At 42.6% G+C, this 18,247-nt stretch carries 11 protein-coding genes and 1 pseudogene; 4 read left to right on the forward strand and 8 right to left on the reverse strand.

The window, feature by feature from the left end; all coding sequences use genetic code 11:
- Positions 1-290 (forward strand): annotated as a pseudogene (locus tag BWD47_RS20215) (IS4 family transposase); the annotation flags it as partial.
- 71 nt (positions 291-361) lie between these two features.
- Here BWD47_RS20215 and BWD47_RS18985 read toward each other — a convergent pair.
- From BWD47_RS18985 to BWD47_RS19000, 4 genes are all read right to left on the reverse strand, one after another.
- Entirely contained in the window at positions 362-778 is a 417-nt protein-coding gene (locus BWD47_RS18985) for an FKBP-type peptidyl-prolyl cis-trans isomerase (protein ID WP_075594485.1), read from the reverse strand.
- A gap of 10 nt (positions 779-788) precedes the next feature.
- Positions 789-3,233: a glycoside hydrolase family 127 protein gene (locus tag BWD47_RS18990; protein WP_075594486.1), complete on the reverse strand. Its 2,445-nt coding sequence runs from the start codon at positions 3,231-3,233 to the stop codon at positions 789-791.
- A gap of 77 nt (positions 3,234-3,310) precedes the next feature.
- On the reverse strand, positions 3,311-4,648 hold the full coding sequence (locus tag BWD47_RS18995) for an MFS transporter (protein WP_036973616.1): 1,338 nt from the start codon (positions 4,646-4,648) through the stop codon (positions 3,311-3,313).
- A 268-nt stretch (positions 4,649-4,916) separates the two neighbouring features.
- Positions 4,917-7,733, reverse strand: coding sequence for a TonB-dependent receptor (locus BWD47_RS19000; protein WP_036973617.1), 2,817 nt, complete (start codon positions 7,731-7,733; stop codon positions 4,917-4,919).
- A gap of 599 nt (positions 7,734-8,332) precedes the next feature.
- Here BWD47_RS19000 and BWD47_RS19005 point away from each other — a divergent pair.
- From BWD47_RS19005 to BWD47_RS19015, 3 genes are all read left to right on the forward strand, one after another.
- Complete coding sequence (locus tag BWD47_RS19005) at positions 8,333-9,295, forward strand: glycoside hydrolase family 43 protein (protein WP_036973618.1); 963 nt, start codon at positions 8,333-8,335, stop codon at positions 9,293-9,295.
- A gap of 332 nt (positions 9,296-9,627) precedes the next feature.
- Positions 9,628-13,050 (forward strand): LamG-like jellyroll fold domain-containing protein, encoded by a 3,423-nt coding sequence (locus BWD47_RS19010; RefSeq protein WP_075594487.1) that lies wholly within the window; start codon positions 9,628-9,630, stop codon positions 13,048-13,050.
- A 69-nt stretch (positions 13,051-13,119) separates the two neighbouring features.
- Positions 13,120-13,452, forward strand: coding sequence for a carboxylesterase family protein (locus BWD47_RS19015; RefSeq protein WP_244223134.1), 333 nt, complete (start codon positions 13,120-13,122; stop codon positions 13,450-13,452).
- A gap of 13 nt (positions 13,453-13,465) precedes the next feature.
- On the opposite strand, the gene BWD47_RS19020 is transcribed toward BWD47_RS19015, so the two are convergent.
- The 4 genes from BWD47_RS19020 to BWD47_RS19035 form a co-directional block, all read right to left on the reverse strand.
- Positions 13,466-14,146: a hypothetical protein gene (locus BWD47_RS19020; RefSeq protein ID WP_074989528.1), complete on the reverse strand. Its 681-nt coding sequence runs from the start codon at positions 14,144-14,146 to the stop codon at positions 13,466-13,468.
- Positions 14,147-14,287: 141 nt separating this feature from the next.
- Complete coding sequence (locus tag BWD47_RS19025; RefSeq protein ID WP_256719447.1) at positions 14,288-16,237, reverse strand: family 43 glycosylhydrolase; 1,950 nt, start codon at positions 16,235-16,237, stop codon at positions 14,288-14,290.
- A gap of 12 nt (positions 16,238-16,249) precedes the next feature.
- Positions 16,250-17,317 (reverse strand): aldose epimerase family protein, encoded by a 1,068-nt coding sequence (locus tag BWD47_RS19030; RefSeq protein ID WP_227006791.1) that lies wholly within the window; start codon positions 17,315-17,317, stop codon positions 16,250-16,252.
- A gap of 215 nt (positions 17,318-17,532) precedes the next feature.
- The gene (locus BWD47_RS19035) at positions 17,533-18,117 is read right to left on the reverse strand and encodes an HAD family phosphatase (protein ID WP_065979503.1); all 585 of its coding nucleotides are present in this window, start codon (positions 18,115-18,117) and stop codon (positions 17,533-17,535) included.
- Positions 18,118-18,247 lie beyond the last annotated feature (130 nt).

Below are 18,247 nucleotides of genomic sequence, written 5' to 3' on the forward strand. Positions count from 1 at the left end.
TACTCGCTTACAACTTAATACGTATAATCATGCTTGATGCAACTAAAGAAGAAGATATCTTGCCTACTCAATTAAGCTTTAGCCAATCTATGCGGCAGGTAATCGCTTTCTTCATGTTTACGCCAATACATAGTGCAAGTAAGTTACCTGTTCATTATGATGAGTTACTGAAAACACTTAGGTTGTTTATCTTACCCGATAGGCTACCAGACAGGCATTATCCAAGGGTGATAAGAAGGAAACCAAATAAGTATCCTTACAAAAGAAAATGCCAGTCAGCTCTTAACTGACTGGCATTATGCAATTTTGCAGGTTTTTTATTTACTCAAGTGATCTATTTTGAGATTTTAAGTTGGTATTATTAATTAAAATCAAGCAGGGTGATATCAACTCGCATCGGGCTTTGGCAATCCTGTTCATGCTTTGTAGCAATAAATGTACTGTACACATCTCGCGCAAGATGAGGGGGTATTAATACTTCAAAACGACTGCCTTTACTCATCAGTTGCAATGCTTCTTGCAAGCCCACAATCGCCTCGGCAATTTCATACTCAACAGGTACACCCTCCGCACGGGTGTCAAATAACACCCGACCGTTATTAAGTACTACACGTTGATGCACAGTGACTGTTGCATCCCAGCGGGGCTTATCACCTGTTCCCTGCTCAATAACACGATAACCAAGGCCCGTAGGGGTTTGGTAAACGCTTTGCTGCTCTTTTAAGCATGACGAAAATACCGGCTTCACCGCTTTATCAAACACATTATTGCTTAACATAGCTCACTCTTTATTGCTCGTTGATCAATCGAATGCCATAGATACCACCCGCAACAGAATCTGGGTTGGCTGTGAAACGCAAGGTCAGCATTTCTGACTGTTTCATCGCCTCTGTTAATGGGTAATCAATGGTGTAAAACTCATCGCTTGGGTTGCCAACAGGTAAACTTACCGCGGCCAGTTTCTCCCCATTAAGGATGATTGAGAAATGACGATTCACATCACCGATAAAATAACGAATACGTAATGCTGCAGCGTTTTTATTGGGGTTACGAAGCTGATATTCAAACCAACCTGTTGCATCGCGCCAATGGTGGCCATTATTGACACCAGCGCGGGTTCCTTCACCTTTAAAGCTATGCTCTACTTCTGGTTGCTGCTCACCCGGCGTAATGTGATCAACGGTTAATAACCGAAGCTGCTCTTTCGCTTGCTCAGCCGCTTTTGCGTCAGCTACAAATTGTGTGAATTCAGCTTTGCTTTGCTGTGGCCAATACACTTGATAGCGGCTGTCGTGTAAGCGGAAAAATGGGATAAGTTCCGTGCGTTCCGTCTGTCCAATGCCTTGCTTTGCAATCGCCACATTTTTGTCTGCGATAAATGCCAACGCTTGGCCCGGTTTACGAGTTAAATCAGCAACAAATTGCGCAGGTTCACTGAGCATAATGGGTAATGCTTCTGGTGGGCACGTCGGTCCAGCAGCAATGTGACCCATACGGCTGTTATCAGCAACAAAGCTTAACTGCTCATTCGCAAAAGCCTGTACTTTGGTGGCCATAACCACGGGGCCATACATGACAGAATAATAATCTTGGCCATCCGGTAACTGCTCGGTATAAAGCTTAGGCGCTAATTCAAAGGCAAGCTTATCGCCACTTTGCCATGCATGGCTGATACTGTAGTAACCGTCTTTTTCGCTCGCGGTCACGGCTTTTCCATTTAACGTAAAGCGCAGTTCACCTTGTTGCCAAGACGGTTTACGAATATTAATCACAGACTCTGAGCTTTGTCCCTCAGACAACCGGTTCACCGTGAGTGAAACCTTGGTATCATCAGGGAATTGGCTGTCTTGGGTGATCTGTAAGCCTTGTTGTTGCCAATTTAACGTACTGGGAATAAATAAGTTCACCCATAGCTCTTTACCCGTATTGCTATAAATTAACTCACCATACTTGCTGTGATTCTCAATACCCGAGCCCACACAACACCACATAGAGTCTTGCACTGACGAGTACATACGGTAATGTCCTGGGCGCATTGAGGTAAAGTAAACAAGGCCACCATGTTCTGGGTGCTGTGACGATAAAATATGGTTATATGTGGCGCGCTCATAATAGTCTAAATAACGCGTATCAGCGGTTTTCAAAAACAGTAACTTGCTGAGTTTCATCATATTGTAGGTATTGCAGGTTTCTGGGCCTTCAACATCTTCAACCATTGGCGTAAAGTCACTTTTATCATGAAAATGTTCACGTACTGAATTACCACCAATGGACACCGAGCGCTCTTGGCTCACTGTTTTCCAGAAAAAGTCAGCGCCTTGCTGCCATGCTTTATCATCGCTGGCATTCGCCACTTTCAACATACCAATAATTTTGGGAATTTGCGTATTGGCATGCAGGCCTGTTAACTTATCTTCTGTGTGTAATAGTGGTTCAATAATGATGTTATGAGAGAACTGGCGCGCTAGTTTTAAGTAACGCTCATCGTCACTAATAACATACATATCCGCAAACACATCATTTAAGCCACCATGCTCTGAGTACAGCATCTGCTGAACTTGTTCATCAGTTAGCTTCGCTGTGGTTGCTAAGAACCATTCGCCTAGCTTAAATAACATGTGCTTTGCTTGGCTACTTCCTGCAACTTCGTAGGCATCACGAAGGCCATGGAAGATTTTATCTATATTGTAAAGTGGTACCCAACGGTCGTTTAAACTGAATAAATCAGCCTTGATTTCACCGTTTTCAATCTGCTGCCACATTTCATCGCCATTAGGAATACCGCCTAAGTAACCACCTGTGGCTTGTTGAGCACGATTAAGCTCGCTTAGCATGTAATCTAAACGCAGCTTTAATTCTTCATCCCCTGTTGCAGCCCAAGCAAGGCTCAATGCTGATAAATAATGACCCCCAATATGACCATCAAGACCGGTATTTTCCCAGTTACCATAATTGGGCGCTTTTGGTGTCAGGCCCGCCTCACGCAGGTAAGGAGCAAGCAGCTGATCAGGATGAAGTGCTAATAAATAACGCACATTAGTTTGCTGCGCATGTAAAAACGGGCTGGCGCTTAAGCTTACTTGGTTTAGCGCAAATAAATGTTGTTCGCTGGCATGTTCAGCATGCGCAACAGAGGCGACTTGTTTGCTGTCAATTGGCAACTCACTGCATGCAGTCACCGTTAATATTGCAGCACACAGACTTGCTAAATAACTCACTTTAAATGTGTTCATGCTTACTGTCTCCCAGCGAACCGTTATTTTAAAGAGCAAAGCGCACACTGTGTTAGCGTGCGCGTTTTAAGAGGAGGTTACTTTGGTAGGCGTTTTTGAATGACCATGTCCGTATAGTACTCATCGGTAATCTTGTATTTTTTAAGAATAAGACCAAGTAACGCGTGGAATACACCGGGGATAATAGTAAGCATGAGTGCTAAGCCCATTAAGGTAAACTCCGTTTGCTCAACGTTGGGTTTGTACTCGAAAAATGCCAGTAATAATCCCCCTGCTAAACCAGCTAAACCGCCACCAGCTTTTTGGCAGAATGAAATACCACCAAATGATAAGCCCGATGCACGCACACCGTCTTTAATTTCACCGTAATCCACAGCTTCTGCAATCGCAGACCAGAACACAGGCGCATGTAAATCAACCACAAATGACAAGATGATATAAAGCACGAATGCCATCATTACATCACCCGGTTGGACCACAAAATACATAAGCAATGAAATAAATAACACGGCGATTTGTGATTGACGGAATAGCTTCATTTTACAGTAACGCTGCGTGATCCACGTACTTGCCACCATCGATACGATTGACGCCGCAATACCCGCACTGGTGAATGCCCCCGCTAAATCGGGCACCCCTAAATAATAGGTTGCATAGTACATTGCCACACTACCGCGAATTGCATACCCTAAGGTACCAAGTACACACGCTGCACACAGTAACAACCACTGGTCGTTTTTAAGCAGCACTTTTAATTGTGTAAGCACACTCTCTGTTTGTGGCTCGTGAGTAATACGTTCGCGTGTAGTAAAAAAACAAAATAAGAACAGTGCCACGGCACACGCAGAGACCAGTGCCATTGCGAGTTTATAACCGTACGACAAGCTGCCATTTCCCCAGTAAGACGCAAGTAGCGGTACTGAGAATACAATCACTACATTGGCAATTTTTGCGAAAAACATACGGTAACCATTAGCAGATAAACGCTCTTTAGGATCCGCAGTGAGTACACCAATATAAGAGATATAAGGGATTGCTACACCGGTAAACATCAACGTAGCAAACAGGTAAGTTGCATAGGCCCACGCCAGCTTCATGTTGTAATCAAGATCTGGCGTAGTAAATAGTAATATAACCGACAAACCATACGGTACAGACAAGAATAAGAACCAGTGGCGGAACTGACCCCAGCGGGTTTTCACTTTATCGGTGATGACCCCCATTAATGGATCGGTAAAAGCATCAACAAAACGCGCCACTAAAAACAACACACCCATATCAACCGGATCCAGTCCGTAGATATCGGTGTAGAAAAAAGACATAAAATAAAATAACGCTGCAACCATGACATTCACTGCCATGTCGCCGGCACCAAAGCCAACTTTTTCTACAACGGATAACTTTTGAGATTCCATACCACACCCTAATTGGAAAATATTAAGCCAATACTCAATATTTTAAGCAATGAACACCTTTCAATACTGTGTATCAACTATGTGATACTACACAGCTTGGCCACTGCATTCGTTATTTTTGTAAATTTAATGCTAACCCGAATGATAGTATTATCATACTAATTAAATCGCAACTCTTTTCGTTTAATAACAAACACGCCCACTTTCTAGCAAATCTGAAAAATAAAAAACCCCAGCAAAGCCGGGGTTTTGGGTCTATTCAAGAATTTTAGAAAGAATAACGTGCACCAAGCGCGAATGTACGTGAATAGATACCGTTACCGAAATTAAATAAGTTATCGTTACCTTTACCGTAGTAGTTCTGATACACATCATCTAGGATATTAGTTGCATCAAATGTCACAACAAAGTCATCATTTACATTGTAACTAAACTGGAAGTCTAAACTTTGCTCTGGGCGGCTCCAGAACTGAATCGGATTAGCAAAGCTAGCTGCTTCGTTACCGGTGTAAAACTCTGAACGCCACACGTAAGATAAACGCATGTCAAATGAATCACGCTCGTAAATACCGACGATGCTGTAAGACTCATCAGATACGCCAGCCATTTGCGACTTAACATATTCTGTAATCTCTCCAGCACGATTAAAGTCAGGAGTTTCTTGTGATGAATCAAGTAGTGTGAAACTTGCTTGTACACCAAAACCATTTAACATTTCTGGCAAGTTTTCAGGAAAATAGACAGCCCCCAGTTCAAAGCCCGAAAGCTCCCCGTTTGACGCATTCACTGATGTACTAATCACATAAGGTCTAGTTACACCATCATTACCTTCAAGAATCTCAGTCTTACGTCCAGGTAACACTAAGCCTTCAATTTCGCGGTTAAAGTAAGCAGCGTAAATTGAGCTTGTATCAGCAAAGTACCACTCAAGTGATAAGTCATAGTTTTTTGACTCTGTCGGTTGTAAATTAGAATTACCACCCGTTCCCGTACCATAAGGTATATCAGTTAGTGGGTCTTGTAATCTTACAACCGTGTTCAGGTCAGCAAAATTAGGCATACGCAGTGTTTCTGTATATGCTACACGTCCTACCACGTCATCAGTGATGTTCCAGTTAAGTACTAGACTTGGTAAAATTTTATCTGTTTTATTTTTACCTGTTGTTAGCTCACCATTGTTATCTGTATCATAAAACTTCATGTCTTGTTCATAGTTCACATAACGTAAACCAAATTCACCACTAATATCTTCCGTTAAAAAGAAATTAGTGGTTGCATAAAATGCATAAGAAGTTTCATCAATATCAAAAGATTTAGCTATACCTTCAACTTGAGTATCATATACTTGGCGAACCGCATCGGCATTTTTCAGTAAATAACTACCATCTGCAGTAATGAAACTATCAAATACATCTGCACGACCATCAAAATAATCATCTACTTTAAAAATTAAGCCACTTCCATCTCCTGATGCGCCTGCAGCGACTAGCTGTTCCATTAGGCTTGCAACTGAAGTATTGCCAATAACTTTATTATCATCTCTAGTAAATTCTTGTGCTGAACGGTTTTCGAAACGCCCACCAAATCGAACTTTATCTATGTAAGTACCGCCAAAAAGATACTCACCGTCAATTGTGAAAGTGATGGCATCACCGCTATTACCAGCAGCACTGTCATAAATAGTACTAGCATTCCAATTTTCTATCGCAGCCATATCAGCTTCGTTTACTGTGGTGTTTGGATCATCCCAAAATGAGATACTTGGCACACCATCATTGTCATTAAAGTCAACATCTAAACCATACGAAGTGCGATCAAAACGCATTGCAAAAAAGTCCGACTTATATTCACTGTCTTGATAAACCACTTCAGATTTAATAGTTAGATAATCGCTTGCTTGCCACTCGGCACCTAATGCATATAAGTAGCTATCTGTTGTTTCAGAGTTATAGTCACCACTTTGGAAGCCACCAGCACCGATTGCTTGTTTTTCTTTAACGACGTTAGTGCCATCAAATACTGTGGGGGTTTCAATAAAGCCGTTACCAGTTTCAAAGGTATTTGAAAACCATAACGCATTTTGAGATTGATTCTCGTAACCCGTGTAGAAACCTTCCGCCGTAATTTCAAGTGTTTCATTTGGTGCCCACTGCAAAGATATTGATGCTGCAGGGCGCTTACGCAAACCTGTAAATGAAGTACCGAAAATAGCATCTCGCGCTAATAAATACTCAGTTGGTTCACCTTCTACGTTCAACGTAGAACCCTCTGATGATGGTAGACCATTTTCTAAACCACCTTGCCAAATTAGATTATCTTGAGAGTCACGGTCAGGGATTCGAGAATACGGTGAATAATTATGATGCGGCTTGTCAGTAAAAAATGGAAATGCTGCACCTGCTGTAATTGTATCATCGCGATAATGTGTTTCAGCGTATGAAATATTAACTAAAGCACCAAACTCACCTGCACCATCGATGTCCCAACGGTTAGAGAGTAACGCACTGATATTTGGATCAACTTTATCTGGCTGATCAGCATAAATAGCACGTGCCGCTAAAACGACTTTTTCACCGTCAAAGTTGAATGGGCGATGCGTTTTAATGTCGATCGCCCCTGCGATACCACGCTCAATTTGATCTGCCGAACGAGTTTTATAAACTGTAACACCTGATAGTAAGCTTGCTGGAATGTCTTGCAGTGCCACATCACGGCCCGCACCAGTAAATATAGCACGACCATTAATAGTCGTATTGACGTCAGTAAGGCCACGGATTGAAACCGCACTTACTTCACCTGCACCACGGCCCGTTGTTTGTACACCCGTCACACGTTGAAGCGCTTCAACTACGTTGTTATCAGGGAATTTACCAATATCTTCTGCAACAATAGCATCCACGATTTGAACGCTTGCACGTTTTTCATCAAGTGCTTTGTTTAAACTGCCGCGAATACCTGATACCTGAATAACTTCCATTTCATCGACGTTCTTTTCAGGAGTATTTGGTGCTTGCTCTTGAGCGAAAGCAAATTGACAGGTAAATGCCATAACTACAGCACTGGCTATGTGTGTTCTTTTAAACATAAGCGGTGTTCTCCAAATTATAGTTATATCGGCCCGCTGAACTTTCCCCATTCAGTTACCGAAGAGTGACCACTTTATTGTGCATCGTGTGTTGTCAAAACGGTGCGCAAGTGAGTCTATATTTTATTATGTTAATACATTGCTGCCTGAACTTTAATCATATTGTATGATTATTTGACAGTCAACTCAAAAAGCCAAATTAAAATAACTGCCATTATGTTTACAAAAAATGCCGCAATTATAACATGTTACAAACTTAAAGCGTGCTGCGTTTATGCTTTGGTTATTCATTAATACCGATTATTATCATAAACTTAGCATGTAATCATTTGCTTGTTTAATTTGTCTTTAGTTCACCTAGAGCGACAAAAAAGGGCTAACAAGTTATTTACCCAGCGAATTTTGATGCTACTATGATTAAAATACAATAATACAATATAGAATTAATTTTTGCTGCACTTTTGCTGATTTGTTTCGATGTAAACAATCAGTTACTCAGTATAATCAGGCGTACACTGTGTATTATCTGGTCATTTAGAATGAGTTTTAAGCACAAAAGCAGCAGTTCGTACAACAATCATTAGTCACAGAGGACACTCATGAAGAAATTGAAAGCGTTAGCACTGCCATTGCTTTTTTCGAGCAGCTTAGCCGTTGCACAAAACCCATTATTTACCGATGTTTTTACAGCAGATCCCGCAGCACTTGTTCACAACGACACCGTATACCTTTATACAGGCCATGATGAAGCACCTAATAACGATGTATTTTTCGAAATGCATGACTGGCTCGCCTTTTCGTCTACCGACATGGTGAATTGGAAAAAGCATGGCCCAATTATGAAAGCCACTGACTTTAAGTGGGCAAAAGGCGAAGCGTGGGCTTCACACATGATTGAGCGTGATGGCACCTTTTACTTCTTTACCACAGTTCGCCACAACGATACAAAACCGGGCTTTGCTATTGGTGTTGCAACGTCTAAGTCACCGACAGGCCCATTTAAAGACGCCATAGGCCATGCGCTTGTTACAGACGATATGACCAAGCACACACCGAATGATTGGGATGATATTGATCCTGCTATTTATACCGAAGAAAACGGCGATACATACATGTTCTTTGGTAACTTAGTGCCAAAATATGTAAAGCTGAGCGATGACTTACTTTCGCTTGATGGGGAAATAAAAACAATCGATTTGCCAAACTTTACAGAAGCATTATGGGTGCATAAAAAAAATGATAACTACTATGTATCGTACGCCTGTGAGTTCCCTGAGAAGATCTGTTATGCAATGAGTAAAAGTATTCATGGACCGTGGGAATATAAAGGTATCTTGAATGAAATCGCGGGCAACAGTGAAACAAACCACCAATCAATTATCGAATACAAAGGTAAAGATTATTTTATTTACCATACAGGTGCAGTACCACCAATTGATGGCAAACCAAGTGGTGGGCGTTTTCGTCGTTCCGTGGCTATCGAACCACTTTACTACAATGAAGACGGCACACTTAAACGTATTATCATGACCACTGAAGGTCTCAGTAAACAAGACAAGTAATCTCAAAAAGGGCTCTTAAAGAGCCCTTTTTAGCGCTTAAATGTAATACAAATAAACATATTTACTGGAAAATCCTCACTTTCAGATAAGTAAAAACAGCGAAAAAAACGCCCAAATTGGCAACTTGAAAAAATTAAAATCACGCTGTACATATTGTAAACACTGACACTTCATGTTTACATATCAATTACCTTTGCAAAAGTATTTGCACATTTTAAATCGTACTATAAAATTACAATACTACGTTCTTATTAGTTTGATATAGGCACGCGGCAATTTTATTGACAACAATCGAATAAAAAATGAATCCCAGTTTCAAGAGGACACATAAAATGAAATTAAATAAATTAGCCATGGTCATAGCCTGCTCTTTGGCTGTGACAGGTTGTGGCAAAGAAGAGGGTACTAAGCTTAACTCGTCTCTTGCAGTTACCGAACCCCAAAGCGCAAAACCCAGTGTAAGTAGCAGTGTTGAATACACAGAATCAGGGAGCGTGATGGTTACTAATGTCAGTGTACATGACCCTTCTGTCGTTAAAGTTGACGACACTTATTATATTTTTGGTTCACACCTTGCTGCCGCTAAATCAACTGATCTCTTGAACTGGGAAATGATTTCTAGCCTTTCAGCTAACGCAGCCGTTAATGAAAGCCCCCTATTTGATTACAACTACACAGGTGAAATTGCCGAGGGTATTGAATGGACAGATGGCTTTACTGGCAACTGGGCTGCTGATGTTATTAAAGCCCCAAATGGCAAGTTTTGGTTTTATTATAACCACTGTGCACAAGATAACCCAGATACACCGGATGTTGTTGATGAAGTGTGTTGGAACCGCTCTTACCTTGGTTTAGCTGAAGCTGACAACATTGAAGGCCCCTATAAAAATAAAGGCATTTTCTTACGCAGTGGCTACCGCAATGAGGCGGAATTTACAGCCTACCCACTCGATAACGGCCAAACAACATGGAATGGCGCCGTTGATCCAAACGCCATTGACCCTGCAGCATTCTATGATGCAAACGGCAAGCTTTGGATGGTTTACGGCTCTTACTCCGGCGGTATTTTCGTTTTAGCAATGGACGAAGAGACCGGTATGCCAGAAGCCGGTCAAGGATACGGTAAAAAACTAGTCGGCGGTGACTTCCGTGCGATAGAAGGCGCCTTTGCAATGTATAGCCCAGAGAGCGAGTACTATTACCTATTCTTCTCCGTCGCAGGCTATGATTTAAACGGTGGCTATAACATTCGTGTTGCTCGTTCAAAAACACCTGATGGTCCGTACCTAGATAACGCGGGTAATGACATTGCAGCAATAGGGGGCCTAGAAGTCGGTGAAAAACTAATGGGCGGCTTTGAGTACACCCAAGAACTTGGCGAAACAGCACCTGCTTGGGGCTATCAATCACCGGGGCATAACTCGGCTTACTACGATGAAGCAACAGGTCGTCATTTATTAGTAACACACACCCGTTTTCCACAAACATCAACTGAGTTCCCTAACAATACTGAAGCACACCAAGTTCGTGTGCATGAAATGTTTATTAACTCATTAGGTTGGCCGATGGCTTCACCACAACGTTATGTGCCGCTTGAGGGCGACAACATGGTGGTTGCTGATGAGCTTTACGGTTACTACAAATTTATCAATCACGGCACTGATGTAAACACTGATGCTATTCGTTCAATGCATATTGCATTAAACCAAGATCACTCAGTAACAGGTGATGATCCCGGTATCTGGTACATGATTGATGACTCTAATATCAAACTAGAGCTTGATTCTGGTACTTACTTCGGCGTGGCTAAATGGCAATGGGATGACGCCACCAAAGCGATGGCCGTCACTGTATCGGCAAGATCAAGCGAAGGCGCTACCATTTGGGCAAGTAAACGTGATGAAATTACGGATACTGCAAACGTGCTGGGCACTGTTCAAGAAGCACTTGATATAAAAACTGAATTATCAATTGCAGACGAAGGCTATTCATTACCAACTAAAGGTAAAGATGGTGCAGCGATTAACTGGCAAAGTAGTGATGAATACTACATCACCAGCGAAGGGTCTGTGTTTATCCCTACGCCAGACCGTGGTGATAAATCCGTTACTTTAACGGCTAATATCTCTTTAAATGGCGAGAGCACAACCAAGACATTTAATGTAAACCTTGAAGCGCGTCCAGAATTTAAAAATGCGATTGCACACTACAAATTCGAAGAATCACTAAGCGATGGTTTAGGCAATCTAGGTGATGCAGGGGTGACAGACAACAACCTATTAAATGTGGGTGCAGGCACAGCCGCTTTCGCTGAAGGTCAAACAGGCAAAGCGTTTAACTTTGACGGTTCAACGGGTGTACGTTTACCTGATGACTTAGTGACAAGCGATGAGTACACAATCTCATATTGGTTTAAACCGACTGTGTTGACCGACTTCACGCCAACATTTTTTGCTGCATCATCAGATGCGCGTTGGATGAGCTTGATTCCGGGTAGCACGCACTTTACAACAACACCAATGCTGTGGAGCCGTTACCTTGCTGAAGATGGCACAGAAATGTGGAACCAAATCATTTCTGGCTCTCCTGCGGTAATGGACTGGAATCACATTGCAATTACGTATGCTAACGGGACTACTACGCTTTATCGAGATGGTATCAGAGCAGGGTCAATGCCACGTCCGGATTTCTTCAGCACGCAAACAGGCAATTTTGCTCTCGGTGTTAACTACGGGTGGGATTTACCTTTCCAAGGTCAAATTGACGAATTTATCGTGTATGACTACGCCTTAAACAGCTTAGACATCAATGGTGCAGCAATCAACAACCTAACAGATCCGACTAAGTTCGAAAGTTTCATCACTGATGCGCTTGATTTAGGTGATGTATCTGCAGTACGTGAAAGCTTCGAGTTACCACGTGTCGGTCCATTTGTGTCAGGTATTAGCTGGACGTCAAACAACGAAGAGTATTTAAAACCAGTTAACGGCACGGCTGTTGTGACTCAACCAAGTGCCTCTGCTGGCGACCAAGTAGTGACATTAACTGCAACTATTAAGTACAAAGACTTTACTGATACTAAGTCATTCGATGTAACCTTAAAATCACTTGCACCAGCTGAATACAGCTTCGAAGGTGACTTAAGCGCGCTTAATGGTGCCTACGCAACAGCTAAACCAACAGGTGGGTTAATCAATAATACTGGCGGTAATGTTACATACGTTGACGGTATCATTGGTCAAGCCGTATTCCTTGACGGTTCAGGTGTCCGCTTACCAGATAACCTTATTACAACCAATGATTACTCTGTATCTATGTGGTTAAAACCAGAAAGCTTTTCAGATTACACAACCGCATTCTTTGCAGGTGCAAATGCAGATACTTGGTTGAGTTATGTGCCTTCGATGGCTGGCTCTAGTCTAACTCGTTTGTGGGCAAATAATGGCGCATTCTTTGATAATGCAGAGCTAGATAGCCGCATCCCTCTCAAAGAGTGGACACATGTTGCCTTCACGGTTGATGGCACCAACGGCGATACGATAAAAATGTACGTCAATGGTGAACTTCAGCTAGAAGCGGGCGGTTTCCCTCGCGTGTTCACTGTACCTGGTGAAACCAATGAATTTGCATTGGGTGTTAATTACTGGGATACCCCTTATAACGGGGCTATTGATGAACTGAAAATTTTCAACGGTGCGATTAGTGCTGAAGAAATAAAAGCACTCTTTGACGCAGCTTCTGCACAAGAAGAGTAATAAGTAAGGTGAGCTGTCTCACCTTCCTTATTCGTTGTCGTAAAAAGCCAGACTCTGTCTGGCTTTTTTATGCAAACATGGAGCTGGGCAAAGTTACAAACACAATATGGTAATGCGCCTGTGTACCTGTACTACTTCGATCATCACCCTGCCCGAAAGAGTGGTGCAAAAGATGAAGATCATGGCTCTGCTCACGGTCATGAAATTGCGTACGTGTTTAAAAACTTGAATAAGTCAGATCCCAATGTCACACCAAACGACTTAAAAATGTCAGAGGTTATGGCAACGTATTGGACTAATTTCGCTAAAAACGGGAATCCCAATAATGACGCACTACCAAACTGGCCAGCTTTTGATGATGAAAAGCCGAGTACCATGTACTTCCAACAACAGCCAAAGTAACTAGTGAGCAGTTTTACTCACTTTTCCAAAACTGCCACCACTTTTTGTTACTCGCGGTATCTGCTTTACTCAACGCTGAGCTTGCTGTTTCATGGGGATACCTTATACGATAAGACGGATCACTAAAGGCAGGGTTCAGCGCCGTTGAGTTATTCATTCGATCATAGTCATCTAAGTGGGGATTAGAATAAAACTCTTCGACTGGATACGGTAAATAAGCCTCGTCATACCCTGAATATTCAAAAATAAAACGTTTCGCTTTTTCATTTCTAAGGAATGCATTCCGAAACAAATGCCATTCAGCATCATCAATATTCATATAAAAATATTCACTCGCATCCAGAATGAGATACTCGTACTCTAGCTCATCAAAAAGCGCGATTGTCTTATCTAAATACCCTATCGCTATTTCAGGCTCTTGAAATAACTCAGTAAAAAACCGATGTGAGTTTTCTATATTTTCTTTCGCTTTTTTGACCGTCGTACACGGTAAAGAGATCGTATCGTAGTGTAAATTACCCTCTCCATCCATGTATTCAATTTTAGACTCGATGAAATCATCTTCATTGAAAAACATTAACCAGACTATTGGTATTTGATAACCTGCTTCAGCTAACTCAATGTACTGACCACCTTCACTTTGCAGCTGATGCACACTTGAAATTGGTTTACTTGAATTAATTAAATAAGACATTTACAACTCCTACTCCCTGAGAAAGCAACCAGCGCATTCCCTTAAACTGAATAATTATACCTTCACGTTATATTAACAGGAACAAAAAAAGCCACTCATAAATGAAGTGGCTTTGGTTTGAGTCGATTTTTTACTTATGACTTAATGTGGTTCACGCAGGTGGAACACTTGGCACTTGTTACCTAAATCGGGTTGTTGTGCAAAGTTAGTGTTTTCAGCCAAACCACAGTTACTTAAGCCTAATGCTTGTTTTGTGTAACGGTTGATAAGCATGATGCCACCGCCTTCAACTGGGGCAATGCGCCACTGTGCTGTTTTCGCGGCACACGAAGCCATTTCTACATTGGCACCCGGCACGAGTGCATTATCGGCTACTGCAGCACAGAACTCGCTGTCAGCGCTTTGTTTCAGGCTTACATAACCCGTATCTGTTGGTGTGAAGAACCACTGCTGTGCGTCTTTATGCGTATAAGCGTGTTGCTCAACATTAGTACCAGCTTTAACTGTACCAGCTACGCTCAACGCTTTACCACTTTGTTGGCTTAATACCACAACACTGCCCATAGGGCGTAATTGCCAGTCGCCACACGCTGTTGTGTCGCTTTGCTGTAACACCGCTTGATTTTGCGCTGCCGAACACCCTGCAACCGCTAAAGGTTTGTCTGTGTAACGGTTAGTAATAGACACATTACCGTCTGTGCTTGGAGCTACTTTCCATTGCTGGCAGAAGTTATTGCGCCATGCCGCAGATTGTACTTTAGCGTTGTCAGCCTCGTTACAGCTTTCAAGTTCAAGGAACTTGCTGTCTTCGCGGTTGGCTAAACGAACAAAACCGTCTGTTGTTGCATCAATAACCCACTGACCATTGGTGCTTGCACACTGGCGCTGCACTGCGCGCGCATCTTGTGGGTCTGCAGCGATGTCTAAACATAGGCCACTTGTGGCATTCACTAATTGGTAGCGTTGACCTTGTACACGTGTTACCAGCGGGCCATATTCACCTGATGGTGGGGCGACTTCAACACCCGGCGTTAATGGTTTACCAAAGTTTGGCGTTCCATCGTTGTTCCAAGTGAATTTTTGCGCACGTAAAGAACGCGTTGCGCTACAACCGTGCTCTACTGAATCATTACCATGGTAAACCAGCCAATCTTCAGTACCATCTGGCGACGTGAAGAAACCATTATGACCTGGGCCAAATACGTCTTCTGTGCGCTCAAATACCGGCTTGTCGTATTTTTTCCAGCTGCTGGCTTTAAGTGGATCATCACCTACAAGCTCAAGCATACCCAGCTTGTAGTCAGGGGTATTACAGAAGCTTGCTGAGTACGTCATAAACGTACGCCCATTGTGCTGTATAATTTCAGCGCCTTCCGTTACTTTACGACCACTAATTTCCCAGTCTAGCTCAGGACGCGTGATTACCGTGTGTGGAGAGTTCTTTTTCAGTGTCCATGGGTTTTCCATTTCAGCAATAATGTTTAACTGTTGATCGCCCTGCCACTGTGAGTAAATCACATACAGTTTATCGTTGTATGTAAGGTAGTTACCGTCGATATTCCATACGTTTGGCATTAATGCCCCTTTGTATTCGTATGGACCCATAGGGTCATCACCGGCACTTTCTAAAACATTTAAGTGTTGGTTATCTAGCGTGCCATCGGTACCGGCTGTGTACATCATGTACCAACGATAGCCATTTGGCCCTTTTAAGCGATGGAATTCAAACGCCCAGAAGTTACAACAACGTTCAGGGTTTGAATCAGACCACACATTGACAGGTGTTGCATCTGCAAGACCAGCAAGCGTGGGCGATTTTCGCATCACTAATTCAGAAGTCCATGTTGTTGTGGTTAAGTAATAGTTACCATCCCAATACTCAAGCCATGGATCGGCGCCATTAGGAAACAGCGGATTGGTAAATATGCCATTATCTTGAATGGGCGCTTTTTCTGTGGCTGCTACATCAGTTTTTTTAGCGGTGTTGTCTTCAGCCGTTGTCTGACAGCCAGTCAGCGCGCCAAACGACAAGGCAAATAGGCTGGCTAAACCGGCCTTTTGCATTGCGCTTTTAAGCTTTGTTGTTTTCACGTTTGTGTTCCTTTATTTTGTACCAAATTCGTACACGATGCGTGTTGAGTACACGTCACCCGGTAATAATGTTGTGCTTGGGAACGTTGGCTGATTGGGTGCATCAGGGAAGTGTTGTGGCTCTAAACAAAAACCACTTCTGAAGTTATGCACTAAGCCAGACGCTTGCTTGCTACTACCGTCTAAGAAGTTACCTGAATAAAACTGTACGGCAGGCTCTTCGGTGTAAACGGTTAATGTACGACCTGAGTTTGCTTCGTAAACCGTTGCCGCTTCTACAAGCTCTTTGCTTGGTGTGTCTTTTAGTACAAAGTTATGGTCGTAGCCTTTACCAAGCTGAAGCTGTTCATTGCTTACTTTTATATCTTGACCAATTGCTTTAGCAGTACGGAAGTCAAACGGTGTGCCTGCTACATCCATTAACTCTCCCGTTGGGATTAAGCCACCATCTACAGGCGTAATCGCTTTGGCGTTAATTTGCATTTGGTGATCAAGAATGTCGCCTTTACCCGCTAAGTTAAAGTAGCTGTGCTGCGTCATATTGATAATGGTAGGCTTGTTCGTTGTAGCAATAAACTGCATGTCTAGCGTGTTGTTATTGGTTAACGTGTAAGTCACTTCAGTGGTTACTTCACCTGGGTATCCTTGGTCACCATCGGGGCTAACAAGGCTTAGGGTCACGCCTGCACTGTTTTGCGTAGTGAACGGTGTCATGTTCCATACTTTTTTGTCGAAACCTTGCACACCCCCGTGTAAATGATTGTCGCCGTCGTTAGTGGCAAGCTGATATTCGGTGCCATTTAACGTGAATTTACCGTTCGCAATACGGTTACCAAAACGACCAATAATAGCGCCAAAGTAAGTCGTTGCTTTTGTGTAAGCGTCTAGGTTATCTAAACCCAGTACAATATTACCCATTTCGCCTTTTGCATCTGGCGTTTCAATGCGCGTGATAATACCGCCGTAGTTGATTACATCAACACTAATGCCATTGCTGTTAGTGAGTGTTACTTGATTTACAGGGGTTTGATCTGCAAGCACGCCGTAAGCCGTCATAGATGCTGAAGGGGAAGTTGTCATATTGTCTCCTTGATGAGCACACGCTGGTGTAAGGGCAATCCCACATGTCACCAACAATGCATAAAGCCCGCGCGACTTTTTCGTGTTCGAACCGGCTGTTTGATGAGTTGTTTTTAAACCTTGGAAAACACATTGCAATGACATATGAATAACCTTTTTTTAATTGTATTTATAGTTTTATAATACAAATAAGGGGATCATTGCAAATTTAATCGCTAAAATTGGATTTTGCCGTCTTTTACCATAATGCAGTCCATGCCCGCACTTTTTGCTGCTTGATAGCCAATTTGCGTATCTTCAAACACCACGCATTTACTGGGTTCAACACCTAATTGATCAGCCACTTTTAAAAACGTTTCTGGGTCTGGCTTACCTTTACTCACATCACTTGCGGTAACTAAGGCGCCTATTTTATTAATTAAATTAGTATCTGTTAGGTGATCAATTGCATGCTCGCGGTCAGCCCCTGTACCCACTCCCATTGGCAGTACGCCATGGTATTTCTCAAGTACAGCGACGGTTTCGTCAATTACCAACGGATGGTGCTGTAAATCAACCCAAAATTGGTGCTTGTCTTTAGCAACAACGAGAGGGTCGTGATCTAAACCAAATTTTTCATTGAGCATTTCAATGGTTTTAACGGTCGGTATGCCACCCAAGCTATACATGTAGTCGTAATCGAACGGATAACCATACGCTTCACAGGCTTTCTGCCATGCTTGCAAATGACTGCCCATTGAGTCAATTAAGGTGCCGTCCATATCAAAAATAATGCCTTGGTAGGCGCTTAAGTCGATCATATCTACTCCTAAAAAGTGTTACTTCACAATAGCATAAGCCAGCGAGGAGCGAGGCTCATCACTGGCTTAATCGACAACAAAATTTGATTGAACATGCTAAAAGCATGCCCTAGTACTTTATGTACTCGTT

The sequence above is a fragment of the Pseudoalteromonas sp. PAB 2.2 genome, assembly GCF_001938575.1.
Classification (GTDB): domain Bacteria; phylum Pseudomonadota; class Gammaproteobacteria; order Enterobacterales; family Alteromonadaceae; genus Pseudoalteromonas; species Pseudoalteromonas lipolytica.

Excerpts from the sequence above, each read along its gene's own strand:
- BWD47_RS18985 (WP_075594485.1), bottom strand. The coding sequence starts at position 778 with ATGTTAAGCAATAATGTGTTTGATAAAGCGGTGAAGCCGGTATTTTCG.
- BWD47_RS18990 (WP_075594486.1), bottom strand. The coding sequence starts at position 3,233 with ATGAACACATTTAAAGTGAGTTATTTAGCAAGTCTGTGTGCTGCAATA.
- BWD47_RS18995 (WP_036973616.1), bottom strand. The coding sequence starts at position 4,648 with ATGGAATCTCAAAAGTTATCCGTTGTAGAAAAAGTTGGCTTTGGTGCC.
- BWD47_RS19000 (WP_036973617.1), bottom strand. The coding sequence starts at position 7,733 with ATGTTTAAAAGAACACACATAGCCAGTGCTGTAGTTATGGCATTTACC.
- BWD47_RS19005 (WP_036973618.1), top strand. The coding sequence starts at position 8,333 with ATGAAGAAATTGAAAGCGTTAGCACTGCCATTGCTTTTTTCGAGCAGC.
- BWD47_RS19010 (WP_075594487.1), top strand. The coding sequence starts at position 9,628 with ATGAAATTAAATAAATTAGCCATGGTCATAGCCTGCTCTTTGGCTGTG.
- BWD47_RS19015 (WP_244223134.1), top strand. The coding sequence starts at position 13,120 with ATGCAAACATGGAGCTGGGCAAAGTTACAAACACAATATGGTAATGCG.
- BWD47_RS19020 (WP_074989528.1), bottom strand. The coding sequence starts at position 14,146 with ATGTCTTATTTAATTAATTCAAGTAAACCAATTTCAAGTGTGCATCAG.
- BWD47_RS19030 (WP_227006791.1), bottom strand. The coding sequence starts at position 17,317 with ATGACAACTTCCCCTTCAGCATCTATGACGGCTTACGGCGTGCTTGCA.
- BWD47_RS19035 (WP_065979503.1), bottom strand. The coding sequence starts at position 18,117 with ATGATCGACTTAAGCGCCTACCAAGGCATTATTTTTGATATGGACGGC.